16 protein-coding genes are annotated in these 16,103 nt (G+C 56.4%); 13 read left to right on the top strand and 3 right to left on the bottom strand.

What is annotated here, in order from left to right; genetic code table 11:
* Positions 1 to 111 precede the first annotated feature (111 nt).
* Positions 112 to 1,137, bottom strand: a complete 1,026-nt coding sequence (locus tag BM029_RS16480; protein WP_092437828.1) for a CDP-6-deoxy-delta-3,4-glucoseen reductase — start codon at positions 1,135 to 1,137, stop codon at positions 112 to 114.
* A gap of 11 nt (positions 1,138 to 1,148) precedes the next feature.
* Between BM029_RS16480 and BM029_RS16475 the strand changes: the two genes are divergently transcribed.
* The 9 genes from BM029_RS16475 (at position 1,149) to BM029_RS16435 (ending at position 9,758) form a co-directional block, all read left to right on the top strand.
* Positions 1,149 to 2,072, top strand: coding sequence for an SDR family oxidoreductase (locus tag BM029_RS16475; RefSeq protein WP_092437826.1), 924 nt, complete (start codon positions 1,149 to 1,151; stop codon positions 2,070 to 2,072).
* Between the two features lie 170 nt (positions 2,073 to 2,242).
* Positions 2,243 to 3,016 (top strand): ABC transporter ATP-binding protein, encoded by a 774-nt coding sequence (locus BM029_RS16470; protein ID WP_092437892.1) that lies wholly within the window; start codon positions 2,243 to 2,245, stop codon positions 3,014 to 3,016.
* On the top strand, positions 3,013 to 4,020 hold the full coding sequence (locus tag BM029_RS16465; protein ID WP_092437825.1) for an ABC transporter substrate-binding protein: 1,008 nt from the start codon (positions 3,013 to 3,015) through the stop codon (positions 4,018 to 4,020). The genes BM029_RS16470 and BM029_RS16465 overlap by 4 nt, the downstream gene beginning before the upstream one ends.
* An 84-nt stretch (positions 4,021 to 4,104) precedes the next feature.
* The gene (locus BM029_RS16460) at positions 4,105 to 4,878 is read left to right on the top strand and encodes an ABC transporter permease (RefSeq protein ID WP_092437823.1); all 774 of its coding nucleotides are present in this window, start codon (positions 4,105 to 4,107) and stop codon (positions 4,876 to 4,878) included.
* A 103-nt stretch (positions 4,879 to 4,981) separates the two neighbouring features.
* Positions 4,982 to 5,719, top strand: a complete 738-nt coding sequence (locus tag BM029_RS16455; RefSeq protein ID WP_244545090.1) for a transporter substrate-binding domain-containing protein — start codon at positions 4,982 to 4,984, stop codon at positions 5,717 to 5,719.
* Positions 5,720 to 5,982: 263 nt separating this feature from the next.
* A complete protein-coding gene (locus BM029_RS16450; RefSeq protein WP_092437820.1) occupies positions 5,983 to 7,110 on the top strand; it encodes a branched-chain amino acid ABC transporter substrate-binding protein in 1,128 nt (375 codons plus the stop codon).
* A gap of 179 nt (positions 7,111 to 7,289) precedes the next feature.
* A complete protein-coding gene (gene lhpH, locus BM029_RS16445; protein WP_092437818.1) occupies positions 7,290 to 8,300 on the top strand; it encodes a trans-3-hydroxy-L-proline dehydratase in 1,011 nt (336 codons plus the stop codon).
* 23 nt (positions 8,301 to 8,323) lie between these two features.
* Positions 8,324 to 9,250: a delta(1)-pyrroline-2-carboxylate reductase family protein gene (locus tag BM029_RS16440; RefSeq protein ID WP_092437816.1), complete on the top strand. Its 927-nt coding sequence runs from the start codon at positions 8,324 to 8,326 to the stop codon at positions 9,248 to 9,250.
* 46 nt (positions 9,251 to 9,296) lie between these two features.
* Positions 9,297 to 9,758, top strand: a complete 462-nt coding sequence (locus BM029_RS16435; protein WP_170851111.1) for a GNAT family N-acetyltransferase — start codon at positions 9,297 to 9,299, stop codon at positions 9,756 to 9,758.
* Between the two features lie 148 nt (positions 9,759 to 9,906).
* Here BM029_RS16435 and BM029_RS16430 read toward each other — a convergent pair whose 3' ends face one another.
* Positions 9,907 to 10,371, bottom strand: coding sequence for a rhodanese-like domain-containing protein (locus tag BM029_RS16430; RefSeq protein WP_092437812.1), 465 nt, complete (start codon positions 10,369 to 10,371; stop codon positions 9,907 to 9,909).
* A 423-nt stretch (positions 10,372 to 10,794) separates the two neighbouring features.
* On the opposite strand from BM029_RS16430, the gene glnA reads away from it, so the two are divergent.
* Positions 10,795 to 12,210, top strand: a complete 1,416-nt coding sequence (gene glnA, locus BM029_RS16425; protein ID WP_092416037.1) for a type I glutamate--ammonia ligase — start codon at positions 10,795 to 10,797, stop codon at positions 12,208 to 12,210.
* Between the two features lie 8 nt (positions 12,211 to 12,218).
* Here the strand turns inward: glnA and BM029_RS25940 are convergent, their stop codons facing one another.
* Complete coding sequence (locus BM029_RS25940) at positions 12,219 to 12,374, bottom strand: hypothetical protein (RefSeq protein WP_170851110.1); 156 nt, start codon at positions 12,372 to 12,374, stop codon at positions 12,219 to 12,221.
* 52 nt (positions 12,375 to 12,426) lie between these two features.
* Between BM029_RS25940 and BM029_RS16420 the strand changes: the two genes are divergently transcribed.
* From BM029_RS16420 to ntrC, 3 genes are all read left to right on the top strand, one after another.
* Positions 12,427 to 12,951 carry a DUF4124 domain-containing protein gene (locus BM029_RS16420; protein WP_244545089.1) on the top strand — a complete coding sequence of 175 codons (525 nt, stop codon included), beginning with the start codon at positions 12,427 to 12,429 and terminating at the stop codon, positions 12,949 to 12,951.
* A 299-nt stretch (positions 12,952 to 13,250) separates the two neighbouring features.
* Entirely contained in the window at positions 13,251 to 14,333 is a 1,083-nt protein-coding gene (glnL, locus tag BM029_RS16415; protein WP_092437888.1) for a nitrogen regulation protein NR(II), read from the top strand.
* Between the two features lie 92 nt (positions 14,334 to 14,425).
* Entirely contained in the window at positions 14,426 to 15,964 is a 1,539-nt protein-coding gene (ntrC, locus tag BM029_RS16410; protein WP_092437810.1) for a nitrogen regulation protein NR(I), read from the top strand.
* The last annotated feature ends 139 nt before the right edge of the window (positions 15,965 to 16,103 follow it).

The raw sequence follows: 16,103 nt of genomic DNA, 5'->3' as shown, positions 1-16,103 counted from the left end.
CGTCGCAACAATGTCTTGATCATGTTCATGACGCAAATATTAGGACCTTTTGTGTGGTGCGTCAAAAAATATTTGCGCCTTTGTTGTCGGCTGTTCCCACAAATTTCGGTGCTAGGACGCCAGATCCGCTTCCGAAGTAAACGAATCCGCATAAAACTCATCGGCCGGCAACTTGCACAGGGCGACAAAATCACGCTGCGCCGATTCCACCACGATCGGCGCGCCGCAGGCATACACCTGGTAAGCGGACAGATCCGGCATGTCCTCGATCACCGCCTGATGGACGAAGCCGCTACGACCTTGCCATTGATCCTCCGGCTGTGCATTCGAAATCACCGGTACGAACTTGAAGTTCGGCAGCGTGCTGGCCCAATCTTCGCACAGCGCCATCATGTACAGGTCTTGCGGGCGGCGTCCGCCCCAGTACAAGGTGATCGGCCGCTGCGATTCGGTATGGGCGCATTGTTCGATCAAGGCTTTGATCGGGGCAAAACCGGTACCCGAGGCCAGCAGCACCATCGGCTTGTCCGAATCCTCACGCAGGAAGAACGTACCAAGCGGACCTTCCAGGCGCAAGATGTCGCGCTCTTTCATGGTGGAAAACACCTGATCGGTAAACAAACCGCCGGGCATGTGGCGGATATGCAACGTCAGATATTCATCCTTGTAAGGGGCGTTGGCCATGCTGTAGCTGCGTCGTTTGCCATCGCGCAACATGAATTCAACGTATTGGCCGGCCAGATACTGCAGGCGCTCGTTGGCTGGCAATTGCAGCGACAATACGATGACGTCGTCGGCCACCTTGTCGAGCTTGACCACGCGGGTCGGCATTTTACGTACCGGAAATTCGCCTATGCCCGCCACTTCACGCGCTTCGATGGTAACGTCGGAATGCGGGGTGGCGCAGCAGAACAGGGCAAAGCCCAATTGTTCTTCCTTGACCGGCAGGGCTTTTTCCTGATGGGCGCCGTGGGTGATGTCGCCGTCCAGCAGCTTGCCTTTGCACGAACTGCATGCGCCGTTTTTGCAGCCGTAAGGCAGACCGACGCCGGCGCGGATGGCGGCGTTGAGAATGGTCTCGCCCTCGTCGCAGCTGAATTGGCGACCGCTAGGCTGAACAGTTATCTGAAAACTCATACAATCCTGTAATGAAAAATATAAAACAAAACCATGACCATGACGGCAAGCCAGGCAAGCCGCGTCTTTTGATTCTCGGCTGCGGCGACGTGGGATTGCGCTTGGTAGCGCTGCTGAAGCACCGGTTTCGCGTATTCGCGGTAACTAGCCAGGCAGCTCGTTGCGCAGAATTACGCGCTGCCGGAGCAATTCCGTTGGTGGCTGATCTTGATCAACCGGCAACATTGGGACGCTTGGCCCGTCTGGCGCAGATTGTCGTCCATCTGGCGCCGCCGCACTCCGCAGGTGAAAAAGACCAGCGCACCCGTAACCTGGCCGCCATTTTACCCGAGCGGGCGACTCTTGTTTACATCAGCACCACTGGTGTCTATGGCGATTGCGGTGGCGCGCTGATAGACGAAACCCGCGCCGTGAGTCCGCACAACGCCCGCGCAAGGCGTCGGGTCGATGCTGAACAAGTATTGCGGGCGTGGGCACGGCGTCGCGGCGGGCGCCTGGCGATCCTGCGCGTGCCTGGAATTTACGCTGCAAACCGGCTACCGCTGGCCCGCCTGCAAAAGGCGACGCCGGCCCTGATCGCCGCTGACGATGTGTATACCAACCATATTCACGCCGACGATCTGGCGCGGATCATCGTGGCTGCAATCTTCAAGGCGTCGCCCCTGCGCATCTACCACGCGAGCGACGATTCCCAGTTGAAAATGGCGGAATACTTCGATCTGGTAGCCAAGGCTTTCGGCTTACCGTTGTCGCCGCGGCTGCCGCGTGCCGAGCTGGAACAAGTGGTGTCGCCTATGTTGCTGTCCTTTATGTCGGAATCGCGTCGTTTGCAAAACCAGCGTATCAAGCACGAGTTGGGGGTGCGCTTGCGCTTTCCGGACGTGCCAACGGCTTTGCCGGAGATGGTGGCGGCTGGCAAGCTGGAGGCCGGATAATAATGCTATGACAGGTTTCTATATCTGTTTTTCGCATAAGCATAGAAGTTATAAGTTGTTGTAAGGCGGAAAGTTGATCGATAAAGTGGAAAGTGAATAAAAAATCCACTTTATATACGCTAGCCGACTTAGGCCCGGCGTTGCAAGACGACGCAAAGGCCGCCATTTCCATGAAGTTATCTTTTCAACATATCAACAAACAATTTTCCGGTTTGCCCGTGATCGCCGATTTCAGCCGCGAGATCGAAGAAGGCGAGCTGGTCGCCCTGGTCGGTCCTTCCGGCTGCGGCAAATCGACTTTATTGCATCTGGCGGCGGGCCTTGGCGCTCCCAGCAGCGGTGCAGTGCTGGCAGATGGCCAGGCGATCAAAGGTCCGCATCCTGAACGGATGTTGATGTTCCAGGAGAATGCGCTGTATCCGTGGCTGACGCTGGAAGCGAATGTGGCGTTGGCGTTGGAGTTGCAAAAAGTCAGCAAGGCCAACGCGCGTAAGCAAGCGCGCGACTGGCTTTCCAAAGTCAGCCTGCAGGGTTTCGAAACTTACTATCCGCACCAGGTTTCAGGCGGCATGCGCCAACGCGCGGCGCTGGCGCGCGCCTTCATCACCAAACCTAAAGTATTGCTGCTGGACGAGCCGTTTGGCGCACTGGATGCGCTGACCCGCATGACCTTGCAGGATTCCTTACGCCAGTTGATCCGGGAAGAGCGGCCGACGGTGCTGTTGGTGACCCATGATGTCGACGAAGCCCTGTTCCTGGCCGACCGGATTCTGGTGTTCAGCCCGCGCCCGGCCAAGGTGCTGCGTGAGTTCAACCTGAACCACCACGAGAAAACCCACGATTTATCCGAGTTTGCCGCCACCAGGCGGGAAATTCTTTGCCTGCTCGGAATTCACGCAGAGCAAGACGCATTCGCAAAAAAACTTGAGGGAATTGCCGCATGAAATTCAATATTCAATGGAAACCGTTATTGCTGATTCCGGCGCTGTTGCTCACACTGGCAGGCCAGGCCGGCGCCGCCGAGAAATTCAAGATCGGTTATCTGCGGGTCATGGACGATGCCCAGGCAATTGCCGCCTTTGAAGGCGGCTTCTACAAGAAGCATGGGCTGGACGTAGAACTGATCGAGTTCAAATCCGGTACCGACCTGATCAAAGCCATCGTCGGCGGCCAGCTTGACAGCGGCGTGCTGGGCTTCACCAATGCCGCCGCCTGGGCTTCCAAAGGCGCCGATCTCAAGGTGGTGGCCGGTGCTCAGCATGGCTATCATGCGATCGTGGTGCGCGAAGATAGCGGTATCAAGGATGTGGCTGGATTGAAAGGGCACACCCTGGCATCGCAAGCGGAAGGCAGCACTGCCGATACCGTCCTCAAAGGCGTGACGCTCAAGAACGCCGGTTTGAAAGCCGACGACGTCAATATTCTCGGCGTCAGTCCGCAGGTGGCGGTGCAATCGCTGGTGGGCAAGCGTGTCGACGCCGCCTTTTTGTTCGAACCGCAAGCCAGCATTGCGAAACTGGTAGCGCCGGTCAAACAGATTTATGAAGTCGGCGAAGTCTGGCCTTTCCCTTGCATGGTGGTGATTACTTCCGGCGAGACTTTGGCTAAGCGTCGTGATGCGGTCTGGAAGTCGCTGGATGCGCAACGCGAAGCGATCGATCTTCTGCAAAAAGATCCGGCCGCAGCATCGAAACTGATCGCCGGCTATTTCATCGCCGATCCGACTCTGAAAACACTGAAGCACGGCGATCTGCCGCGTGAGACGGTGATCCGCGATGCGATCAAGAGCCAGACATTCAGCGCCGTGCTGACCGCCAAGGAACTGGCGCGCATGCAGGAACTGGCAAATATCCTGCAAGAGCAGGGCTCGCTCAAAACACGTGACGGCAAGCCGTTCAACGTCAATGCGATCATTGACCTGGACTGGCAAAAGGATCGCAAACTTTAACGCCGTTTTTAACCACCCGGCATCGCCGGCCGCGCTGTCCCGGGCGGCCTAATTTCAACAACTACGTATTGTTTTGGTTCATCTATGAGTACTCAAAGCCGGCTGGTCGGTTACCGCAAAAAACTAGCCATGTTGCTGGCCATTTTGTTTATTTTCCTGTTGTGGCAGATTGCAGCGTGGTCCTTGCCTGATTTCCTGATGCCTGGGGTGTTGCCAGTGCTGGAGCGCTTGTGGCAAGAAGCGCTGACGCCGGAATTCCGTACCGCCCTGTGGGGTAGCCTGACCCGGCTCGGCGGCGGTTATGCGGTGGCAATGTTGTGCGGGATCGGCTTCGGCCTGATCGGTGCCGTCCTGTTTTTCTTCCGCGAAGTCCTGAAGTCGGCCATCATCATCCTGCAGTCGATTCCGTCGATTGCCTGGGTGCCGCTGTTCCTGATACTGATGGGTTTCGGTAATCTGCCGATCATGGTGGTCGTCGCACTGGCGGCATTTTTCCCTGCTGCATTGAGCGTCATGAATGCCACCGAAAGCGTGCAGCAGGTGCATGTATCGGCAGCGCGGGTGATGGGCGCAACACGTTGGGATATGTTGAAACGGGTGTATTTGCCGGCGGTCATGCCGGAACTGATTACCGGCGCCCAGCTGGCATTCGGCAACGCCTGGCGCGCTTTGATTTCGGCGGAAATGCTGATCGGTTTTGGCAAAGGGCTGGGGCGCACCCTGGCCTATGCCGGTGAAACTGCGGACATGGTCGGTGTGATGACCAACATCCTTGCCATCGCCATTTTGGCGGCGCTGATCGATCAGTTCATTCTGGAAAATCTGAAGCACAGGGTATTGCGCTACCAGTACGTCTGATCCGGGACCAATGATCGTTATGCCGCCGTTTTCATTCCTCCGATTCGCGCTACTGTTACTTGCCTGTACGTTGCAGGTTAGCGCTACAGCTACGGCGGCCAGCTTGCAACAGATCAAGCAGCGCGGCCAATTGGTGGTTGGCGTCAGCTATGTCGTGCCGGAATATGCCGCGGGCGCAAAGTATCGGACTCCGGAAGGTTTCTACAACGCCGCCGCTGAAGATCTGGCGCAGCGCCTGGGCGTCACACTGCGGACAGCAAAAGTCACGGCGCAGAATCGGCAGCAACTGCTGGCGCAGGGCAAAGTCGATCTGTTGCTGTTGAATCTGAAACAGGCCGATGCCGACACGCTGCGCGCAAGCGCAACACTGCTGCCGACCAGCTATCAGGCACGCCCCAGACTGATCATGCGCAGCGATACCGACATCAAGCGGCCGGCGCAACTGCGTGGCCGCAGCGTATGCGTGGCGCGAGGCGGAGCCTATGTGGGTATCTTGGCGACCAGCTATGGCGCCGTAGAAAAAGTAGTTAAAGCGCCGGCCGACGCCTTGCTGGCGCTCAGGACCGGCGTCTGCGACGCCGCAGTACATGACGATGCAGTCTTGAACGGCATGCTTGACCTGCCCGAATGGAAGAAATTCTCAGCCAGCTTGCCGCTGGATGGTAGCTCGGCCACGCTGACCTTCGTGGTCAGGCCGGCAGATGCCGAACTGGCTACCTATCTGCAGCAACTGAACGGCGCATGGGGTGATAGCGGCTACTGGGCCGACAATCGAAAAAAATGGATCAATAACGTCGCTTTCGAGGTCTACCTGGACCAGAACGTACCCGATTGCCATTGACCGGCGCCGATTCGGCCCGCATGTCCGCTTACCTTCACCTGCCTTCAATTTGTTTCCCTGATCGCCGTACGGCAATTAAAATCCGAGCCGGGGCGAGTCATTTTGCCATCGAATCTACGGAGAACCTGCCCCATAAAAGAATTTAATGTGGCGGCGTCCCTGCTAGGATTCGATCTGCAAGAGACGTCCTTGGCACCCACGCCTGACGATGGGTGCTATTATTAAAAAAACACTATTATTAAAGACAGACGAAAGGATACGCCATGTACGCACGGACCAAACTGATGATGGTTATGTTGGCTGCATTCCCAGCGCTCGCGATGGCGCAGGAGACACAAGAAGTAAAAATCGGCTTCAGCAGCCCGCTGACCGGCCCCCAGGCATCTGCCGGCCGCGACAACCAAGGCGGTCTGGCCATGGCAATCGATAAGCTGAATGCGCAGGGCATGGTTATAGGCGGTAAGAAAATCAAGTTCGTCGCCCAGATGGAAGACGACCAGGCCGATCCGCGTTCCGGCGTCAGCGTAGCGCAAAAGCTGGTCGACATGGGCGTCAAGGCAGTGGTCGGCCCTTACAACTCAGGCGTTACGATTCCTGCATCGCGCGTCTATAACGACGCCGGCATCGTGATGGGCACCGTTGCCTCCAATCCAAAAGTGACTTTGCAAGGTTTCCACTCGGTATTCCGGGTAGCAGCCAGCGACAGCCAGCTGGGCGGCAAGATGGCGCTGTATGCGGCCAAGGAACTGAAGGTCAAGACAGTGTCGATCATCGATGACCGCACTGCATACGGCCAGGGCCTGGCGGAAGAGTTTTCGAAAGTCGCCAAAGCTAACGGCATCAAGGTGCTCGGCAATGACTTCACCAATGACAAGGCGACCGATTTCACCGCCATCCTGACCAGCATCAAGGCCAAGAAACCAGACGCGATTTTCTACGGCGGCTATGCGCCACAAGGCGGTCCGATGACACGCCAGATGAAACAGCTGGGCGTGACCGCCATGTTCCTGGGCGGCGATGGTATCTGTTCGCCGGAAATGGGCCGTCTGGGCGGCGATGCGATTACCGACCAAGTGTATTGCACACAGGGCGGGGCCTTGCTGGACAAACTGGCTTCAGGCAAAACTTTCGCAGCTGACTACCAGAAGCGTTACAACCGTCCTGCAGAAACCTATGCAGCATCGTTCTACGACGGCATGATGCTGATCGCGCAAGCGATGAAGGAAGCCAATTCGGTAGAGCCTAAGAAATACGTGTCGGCGATGGAAAAAATTCACTACAAGGGTGTAGCCGGCTCTTATGAATTCGACGCCAACCACGACCTGAAGCAATCGCCGGTAACGGTTTATCGCTTCAAGGCCGGTGTGCCGGAAGCGCTGACCAGCTACTAATCAGCTACTAATCGGCTCACGCGTGGGCACCAGTGCCCACCCTACGTCCATGCGAACAGGTAGGGTGGGCAAGTTTTTTTGCCCACGCGGTGCAGATACAGGCAGGGCATCCAGGTTCATGCGTTGACACGGGTGCCCACCCGACACCATATTCGCAATTCTCTTCAAACAAAATTCCCATGTTAAGTTATACACGCACCATACACACGGTAGATGCACACACCGGCGGTGAGCCGTTGCGCATCGTGATTTCCGGTTTGCCGCCGGTACCGGGCGAGACAATTCTCGAACGTCGCAGCTGGCTCAAGGAGCAGCGCGACGACGTCCGCCAGTTCCTGATGAACGAGCCGCGCGGCCATGCCGACATGTACGGTGCGTATCTGTTGCCGCCAGTGACGCCGGCCGCCGATTTCGGCGTGATCTTCATCCATAACGAAGGTTATAGCGACATGTGCGGCCACGGCATCATTGCGCTCGGCAAAGTGCTGGTGGAACTCAATCATGTGGAACGTACGATGCCGCTGACGCGCATCGGCTTTGATACCCCCGCAGGCTTCATCGAAGCGCAGGTCGAGTGGGACGGCACGCGCGCCGGCGCAGTTACCTTCCGCAATGTGCCGGCGTTTATCTATCAGCGCGATGTCGAGGTCGAGACACCGAGCTTTGGCAAGGTCACCGGCGACATCGTTTTCGGCGGTGCTTTCTACTACTACATGAATGCCGATCAGACTGGCCTCAAGATCAAGCCGGAGCTGGTGCGCAACCTGATTCAGCTGGGCGCGGAAACCAAGCAGGCGGTCAAGGACAAGGTGAAAATCCAGCATCCGCTGGAGCCGGGCCTGGATACCTTGTATGGCACCATCGTCGACGGCGCACCGAACGATCCGAATGCCGATCAAGCCAATGTCTGCATCTTTGCCGACCGCGAAGTAGACCGTTCGCCGACCGGCACCGGCACTTCGGGCCGCGCCGCGCAATTGTTCCTGCGGCAGAAACTGGCATTGAATCAAACATTGGTGAATGAAAGTATTGTCGGCAGTTGTTTCAAGGTTCGGGTGACCGGCACTACCAAAGTCGGCGAATTCGATGCGGTGCATACTGAAGTGACCGGTAACGCCCACATCATGGGTTTCAACCAGTGGGTGCTGGAAGACAGCGATCCGTTCCCGCAAGGTTTTTTCCTGCGCTGATTCATTTTTTTCGTCAAAACAACATGAAAATTCTCGACGCCGAAAGCACCGCCGCCGCACTGCCTTATTCCGAGCTGGTGCCTGCGCTGGTAACTGTTGCGCAACAACTCCGTGAAGGCACGATTAACGCGCCCGAACGCATGGTGGTGGAAATCGACAAGGCCAGCGTGCTGTTATGCATGCCGGCTATCGCTGCCGATATCGGCATGACCAAGCTGATCACAGTGCATGCCAATAATGCCCAGTACCAGCTACCGGCGATTCAGGGCGAAGTGGTAGTGTTCGATGCCGCCAGCGGCCGCCGCCTTGCGCTGTTGCATGGTCCTACCGTTACCGCGCGCCGGACGGCCGCGGTAAGTTTGCTCGGCATTGAAGCCTTGCTGCCGTTCAAGCCGAAATCCGCGCTGTTGATCGGCACCGGGGTGCAAGCCATCGCGCATGCCGACGGCTTGATCAAGTATTTCGGCGTCAACGAATTTTGGGTAGCCGCCCGCGATCTGCAAAAGACCCAGGCATTTTGCGATGCTTTGCTGTTGCGTCATCCGCATATCGCAATCAAGCCGCTGGCTGCTGCGGCGCTGGCCACCGATTTGCCGCACACAGACGTCCTGATAGCCTTGACCACTTCGCGCACCGCCGTGATTCCAACCAACATCGCGGCAACCACGTTGGCGATTGGCGTAGGCGCTTTCAAACCGGATATGGTGGAGTTCCCGGCCGCACTTTTACACAGCCGCACCGTGGTAGTCGACTGCCTGGCCGGCGCCAAGCATGAAGCCGGTGATTTGCTGCAAGCGCAGGTCGACTGGAGCAAAGTGCGCGAACTGCCCGATGTGCTGGCCCACGGTTTTGTCCAGGAAGCGCTGCTGCCAGTGTACAAGACCGTCGGTCAGGCCGCCTGGGACCTGGCCGCGGCGCGCGTTGCGATCGCTTCGCTTACGCGTGCATGAATTTGAAGGGCGCAATGTGATTCGTGACGCCGTAGAAGCCGATTCCATGAGCCTGACCGCGCTGTCGATCCAGGTCTGGCTGCACACCTATGCCACCGAAGGCGTCAGCGACGACCTGGCGCGCGAGGTACTGTCGACTTTTACGCCGGAGTATTTCCGCGAGATCATCGCCGATCCCGATTACCGCTTGTTTGTGAAAGTGGACGGAGAAAATCTGCTTGGCTATATCCTGCTCGATCTGGATTCGCGCTGCGAGGAAAAGAATTTCGGGGGGATTGAGGTCGACACGCTATACGTGCAGGAACATTTTCACGGGCGCGGCATCGGCCGCGTGCTGCTGGGGCACGCGATCGACAGCGTCGGCGCCAGGCTCTGGCTGACGGCCTGGGCCGGCAATGTACAGGCGCTGGCCTTTTACCGCGCCTATGGCTTCGTCGACATCGGTACTGCCTGGCACGTATTCGAAGACCAGAAATATGAGAACCGGATATTGGCTTATCAAAAGTAAAAATAAGAAAGAGGTAGGGTGGGCACGCTTTTGTGCCCACGCGTGAATTCAATCCACGCATAGGTCTATTTACGTGCCGCGGAGGCCCTAACTCCGGTTATCGAGGTCACGCGTGGGCACAAAAGCGTGCCCACCCTACAAAAACTCCTCAAGCACCCGACCAAGGCAGCCCGGCCTTGCACCAGCCACTGACGTTTTTACGATGGCCGTTGTTATCCTTATCGCCTTCGAAACCTTCCAGAATATTGAAGCAGTTGCTGTAGCCGTTTTCTGTGGCCAGCTTGGCCGCATGTTGCGAGCGCACGCCGGAGCGGCACAGGAACAATAATGGCGTTCCTTTTTCCGCAACCTGCGCCAGTTGCGCCAGGAAATCAGGATTCTGCACACCGCCCGGATATTGCGACCATTGCACCGCGGCGTGCTGCGGCTCGCGGATCGCCACCCGGCCGACCCAGTCGCGTTCAGCATTGGTGCGGACATCTACCAGGATTGTGGCGACATCGCTCTCCAGTAAAGAGAAGGCCTCGTTCGGCGTGACGGCGCCGGCATAGGGGAGGTGATCATTTTGACCACGTTGTTTGGCAGTGGCCAGGATTTCGTTGCTGCTAGTCATGGAATTTCTCCTGCAAAATGTTGGTTTCCGTAATGATGATTTATTTAAGCTTCAGACGCACTTAATTGGTGCTAATCCATGATTTATTCAGGTGCACGCACAAAAATGGTGCTTTCAATTTTCTTTGCACCTGTTTGGTGATTCAATATTGCTCAAATGGTAAGGCTAACCATGTGAAAAGGTAAATAAAACCTTCTAAACAAGCTAATTACCAAACCAAATAAGCATTACTTCCCAAACGGATGGTGGCATGGATTCTGCTATCATCCTGCACTGAGTTCTGGTCGTACTGAATTGCTGTCCGGTCTGAGGATGCTCACTACCTGTCCATGATGTTACTGCGACGCTGAGATCCGCGTGCAACAGATCCTGAGCAGGTCACACAATTTAAATTGCAGTACTTTCATATTTTAGGAGATTCACATGGCAATGACGGCCGCAGAAGTCTTGAAAATGGCAAAAGACAACGAAGTTAAATTCGTTGATTTTCGCTTCGCTGACACCAAAGGCAAGGAGCAGCACGTAACTGTTCCGGTCTCTCATTTCGATATCGATAAATTTGAGTCGGGTCATGCATTTGACGGTTCTTCTATTGCTGGTTGGAAGGGTATTGAAGCTTCCGACATGTTGTTGATGCCGGATCCGAACACCGCCAACATCGACCCGTTCATGGAAGAAACCACATTGTTCATGCAATGTGACGTGATCGAACCATCCGACGGCAAGGGCTACGACCGCGACCCGCGTTCGATCGCCAAGCGCGCTGAAGCCTATCTGAAAGCTTCCGGCCTGGGCGATACCGCCTATTTCGGTCCAGAACCAGAATTCTTCATTTTCGACGACGTCCGTTGGGGTTCCGACATGTCGGGCTGCTTCGTCAAGATCGGTTCCGAAGAAGCTTCCTGGAGCACCGGCGCCAAACTCGAAGGCGGCAACACCGGCCATCGTCCAACCGTCAAGGGCGGCTATTTCCCAGTGCCACCGGTCGACAGCTTCCAAGACATGCGTTCGGAAATGTGCCTGATCCTGGAATCGCTGGGCATCCCGGTTGAAGTGCATCACCACGAAGTGGCTGGCGCCGGCCAAAATGAAATCGGCACCAAGTTCTCGACTCTGGTTGAGCGCGCTGACTGGACCCAGAACATGAAATATGTGATCTGGAACGTTGCCCACACCTACGGCAAGACTGCTACTTTCATGCCTAAGCCTATCGTTGGCGACAACGGTTCCGGCATGCACGTGCATCAATCGGTATGGAAAGACGGCAAGAACCTGTTCGCTGGCGACGGCTATGCCGGCCTGTCCGAATTCGCGCTGTTCTACATCGGCGGCATCATCAAGCACGCTAAGGCACTGAACGCGATCACCAACCCAGGCACCAACTCATACAAGCGTCTGGTTCCAGGCTACGAAGCACCGGTCAAGCTGGCTTACTCGGCACGTAACCGTTCGGCTTCGATCCGTATTCCGCACGTTGCGAATCCAAAGGGCCGTCGTATCGAAACCCGTTTCCCGGATCCGCTGGCTAACCCGTACCTGTGCTTCTCGGCGTTGCTGATGGCCGGTCTGGACGGCGTGCAGAACAAGATCCATCCGGGCGAAGCAGCATCGAAAGATCTGTACCATCTGCCACCGGAAGAAGACAAATTGATCCCTACAGTTTGCGCTTCGCTGGAAGAAGCTCTGGAAGCGCTGGACAAGGATCGCGAGTTCCTGACACGTGGCGGCGTATTCAGCGACAGCATGATCGATGCTTACCTGGACTTGAAAATGCAGGAAGTTCAGCGCTACCGCATGACGACGCACCCGATCGAATTCGACATGTACTATTCGGTATAAGTCATAAGTTAATTCGTAAGTTTTGAAGGCCTGCCTTGCCTTGCGCGAGGCTGACCGGCAAGATAAAAAAGGACAGGAGATTTTTCCTGTCCTTTTGTTTTTTTTGCATGCTTGTTTTCTTTATCTGCGTGTCGTAATTTATATTGTGTAGGATGGTTTGTCATGGGAAGTTTCTTGGCATAAACTAGCGTCTCGATCGAATTGCAAAGAGAGTCTATGAAGCGTCCAATGTTGCGTTTTTCCCGGGGATTCCTGCTGTTGGCAGCGGTCAGCATGTTCGGTGGCATGTTCAGCGCCGCCGTGCACGCCCAAAGCGAAGTCTTTCTGTGTGTTGACCAGAACGGCGTCAAGGAATACAAGAACACCGGCGATACCAAAGGCTGCAAACGCGTCAGTTTGCCGCCGTTGACTGTGACTTCCTCCAGCAAGCCGAGCGGCGGCGGTAGCTCGGCTTCCAGCAAGCCCGCAGCATCAACGCCATCCGATTTCCCGAAGGTGGATAACGGCACGCAAAAGGCGCGCGACAACGATCGCCGCCAGATCTTGCAGGATGAGATGAAGAGTGAGCAGGAGCGCCTGGCCAATCTCAAGAAAGACTACAACGATGGCACGCCGGATCGCCAAGGCAACGAACGCAATTACGCCAAGTACCAGGAACGGGTGGCATCCATGAAAGAAGATATTGCCCGCAGCGAGAAAAATATCGACGCCCTCAACCGGGAACTGTCGAATCTCAAGTAATACCGCGCATGGTATCAACCTTGCTTAATCCATAAGGCCGCTACTGCGGCCTTTATTTTTGCCTATCCGGTTTAAGATAATGCCAGGGCCGGACGCACCATAATGTGGCGATTCTGCATGTTACCCACCGACATTGCTTACAAAGCTTGTTATGCTCGGAAAATGCACCATTTCAATCACGCAGACAGTGTTAGCGACGTCGAGATGCCAGGGGCTGCTTTGCTTGCTGCAGCGCATGTCACCCAATGCCGGCGGCGCCACTGTTTGCCTGGATCAGGCTTTTTAATAAGGATGTCAGGATGTTAATAAAAGCCACCGAACGGAATGCACTTGCCAGCCTGGATTTGCTGGCGTCCGCGGTACTGGTGCTGGATCAGCACGGCCGCCTGGTGTTTGCCAACGCCGCTGCGGAAAATCTGCTGGAAAGCTCCTGCCGCTTGCTATTACAGCAGACCCTGTCAGACCTGTTCCTGAATCCGGAGCAGCTGATTGCGATTTACCAGCAAGCGCTGCAACATCAATTCGACGATTCGCGCCAGGACCTGATCCTGGAACGCATGGGGCGCGAACCATTGTGGGTCGACACCATCGTCACCGCCCTCGACAATCCCGACATGCCGGTGTTGATCGAGCTGCGCGAAAACGTGCAACAACTCAAGCTTGAGCGCGAGGAGCGTCTGATCGACCAGAGCCAGGTCAACAAAGAGCTGATCCGCAACCTGGCGCACGAAATCAAGAACCCTTTGGGCGGCATCCGCGGCGCCGCCCAGTTGCTGGAGCTGGAGCTGCCGGAGCGCCACCTCAAGGAATTGCGCGAATACACGCAAGTCATCATCAAGGAAGCCGATCGCCTGCAGACCCTGGTAGACCGCCTGCTGGCGCCGCACCGGTTGGCGCAGATCGTCGGCGACGTCAATATCCATGAAGTGTGCGAGCGGGTACGCAGCCTGATCGTGGCTGAATTTCCGAGCGGTTTGAGCATCAAGCGCGATTACGATCTGTCGATCCCGCAGTTCCGTGGCGACAAGGAGCAACTGATCCAGGCGATTTTGAATATTGCCCACAACGCTGCACAAGCGCTGAGCGAGCGTATCAAAGCCGGCGATGCCGAACTGATTTTCCAGAGCCGGGTAGTGCGGCAGGTGACCTTGGCCAAGGTGCGTTACCGGCTGGCACTAGACTTGCATATCATCGACAATGGACCTGGCATCCCGGCCGAGATTCAGGAACGCATTTTTTATCCGCTGGTATCGGGACGCGATGGCGGCAGCGGTTTGGGTTTGACGCTGGCGCAAACCTTTGTGCAGCAGCACATGGGTGTCATCGAATGCGAAAGTCGGCCGGGATATACAGATTTCAGAATTCTGATACCGCTACCTTGATGCCTGCCTGCAAGATGGGCAAGTTGATAGTGCGGCTTCATCGCGATGACAAACAGTTTAAAGGACTGCGTTCTTGACGCAGCAGAAACCACATGAAACCAATCTGGATTGTTGACGACGACGAATCGATTCGATGGGTGCTTGAAAAAGCGCTGGCCCGCGAAAACCTGAGTACCAAGAGTTTCTCCAATGCGCGCGATGCAATCGAAGCGCTGCAATCGAGCACGCCGCAGGTGCTGGTCTCCGATATCCGCATGCCGGGCGCATCCGGCCTGGAGTTGCTGCAAACCGTCAAAGCCAAGTTTCCCGGCGTACCGGTGATTATCATCACCGCTTTTTCCGATCTTGATTCTGCGGTTGCCGCATTTCAGGGCGGCGCCTTCGAATACCTGGCCAAGCCGTTCGATGTCGACAAGGCAGTCGAACTGATCCGGCGTGCGCTGGAAGAAAGTTTGCGCGAAGCGAATGTCGAGCAAGCGTCTGCCGAGACACCGGAAATCCTGGGGCAGGCGCCGGCGATGCAGGATGTATTTCGCGCCATCGGCCGCTTGTCGCAATCGAATGTGACGGTGCTGATCACTGGCGAATCGGGTACCGGTAAAGAGCTGGTAGCGCGCGCCCTGCACAAGCATAGTCCGCGCGCGGCGCAGCCATTCATTGCCCTCAACACCGCAGCGATTCCGAAGGATTTGCTGGAGTCGGAATTGTTCGGCCATGAACGCGGCGCATTTACCGGCGCCCAGGCATCGCGCCGCGGCCGCTTTGAACAAGCCGAAGGCGGCACGCTGTTCCTGGATGAAATCGGCGACATGCCGTTTGATTTGCAGACCCGCTTGTTGCGGGTTTTGTCGGACGGCCACTTCTACCGGGTGGGCGGCCATCAGTCGTTGAAAGCCAACGTCCGCGTTATCGCCGCGACCCACCAGAACCTGGAGATCAGGGTCCGGGAAGGTCTGTTCCGGGAAGACTTGTATCACCGTTTGAACGTGATCAGGCTGCGCCTGCCGAGCTTGCGCGAGCGGCGCGAAGACATCCCGATCCTGACCCGCTACTTCCTCAGCCAGAGCGCCAAGCAACTTGGTGTTGAAAGCAAGCGGGTATCCGATAACGCCATGCGTTTCATGAGCGGCCTGGACTTGCCGGGCAACGTCCGTCAGCTGGAAAACCTGTGCAACTGGATTACCGTGATGGCGCCCGGCCAGACTGTAGAGGTCAAGGATTTACCGCAAGATCTGGTTGGCGGCCGCGATCAAAGCCTGCAGTTGGAAAGCCCGGCAAACCGGCCGGTAGCGTTCGACCCGCATCTTGCAGCACCTGTCGCCGCCACGCATTATCCTGATTCGTCGTCGTCGTCGACGCCGCCAGGGCAAGTCGCTGTCAGTGGCGAGCTGCAAAATGAAAAACAGAACTGGATCGCGTTGCTGGAGATTGAAGCCGCGCAAATGCTCAGCAATGGCGACGCCGATGTGATGGATGTGCTGGGCCGGCAATTTGAATCGGCTTTGATCAAAATTGCATTGCGTCATACTCATGGGCGCAAGAACGATGCCGCGGTACGTCTCGGCATCGGACGCAATACCATCACGCGCAAAATTCAGGAATTAGGCATAGCCGGCGCCAAGGACGACTGACGCCGGAACAGACAAAACAAGGCCGTGCCCGGCGGTCTTGTTGTTTCCGTAATTTATGCCGCAGGCGGTGCGGCTGAATCTCAGTTTGGTCCTTAGCTTGATCCTCAGTTCCATCAGATTGCGCAGTTCGCGCACATAA

Source organism: Collimonas sp. OK607 (genome assembly GCF_900111995.1).
Classification (GTDB): Bacteria; Pseudomonadota; Gammaproteobacteria; order Burkholderiales; family Burkholderiaceae_D; genus Collimonas.
Note: the sequence above shows the minus strand (reverse complement) of the source record. Positions and strands in the feature narration are given on the sequence as shown.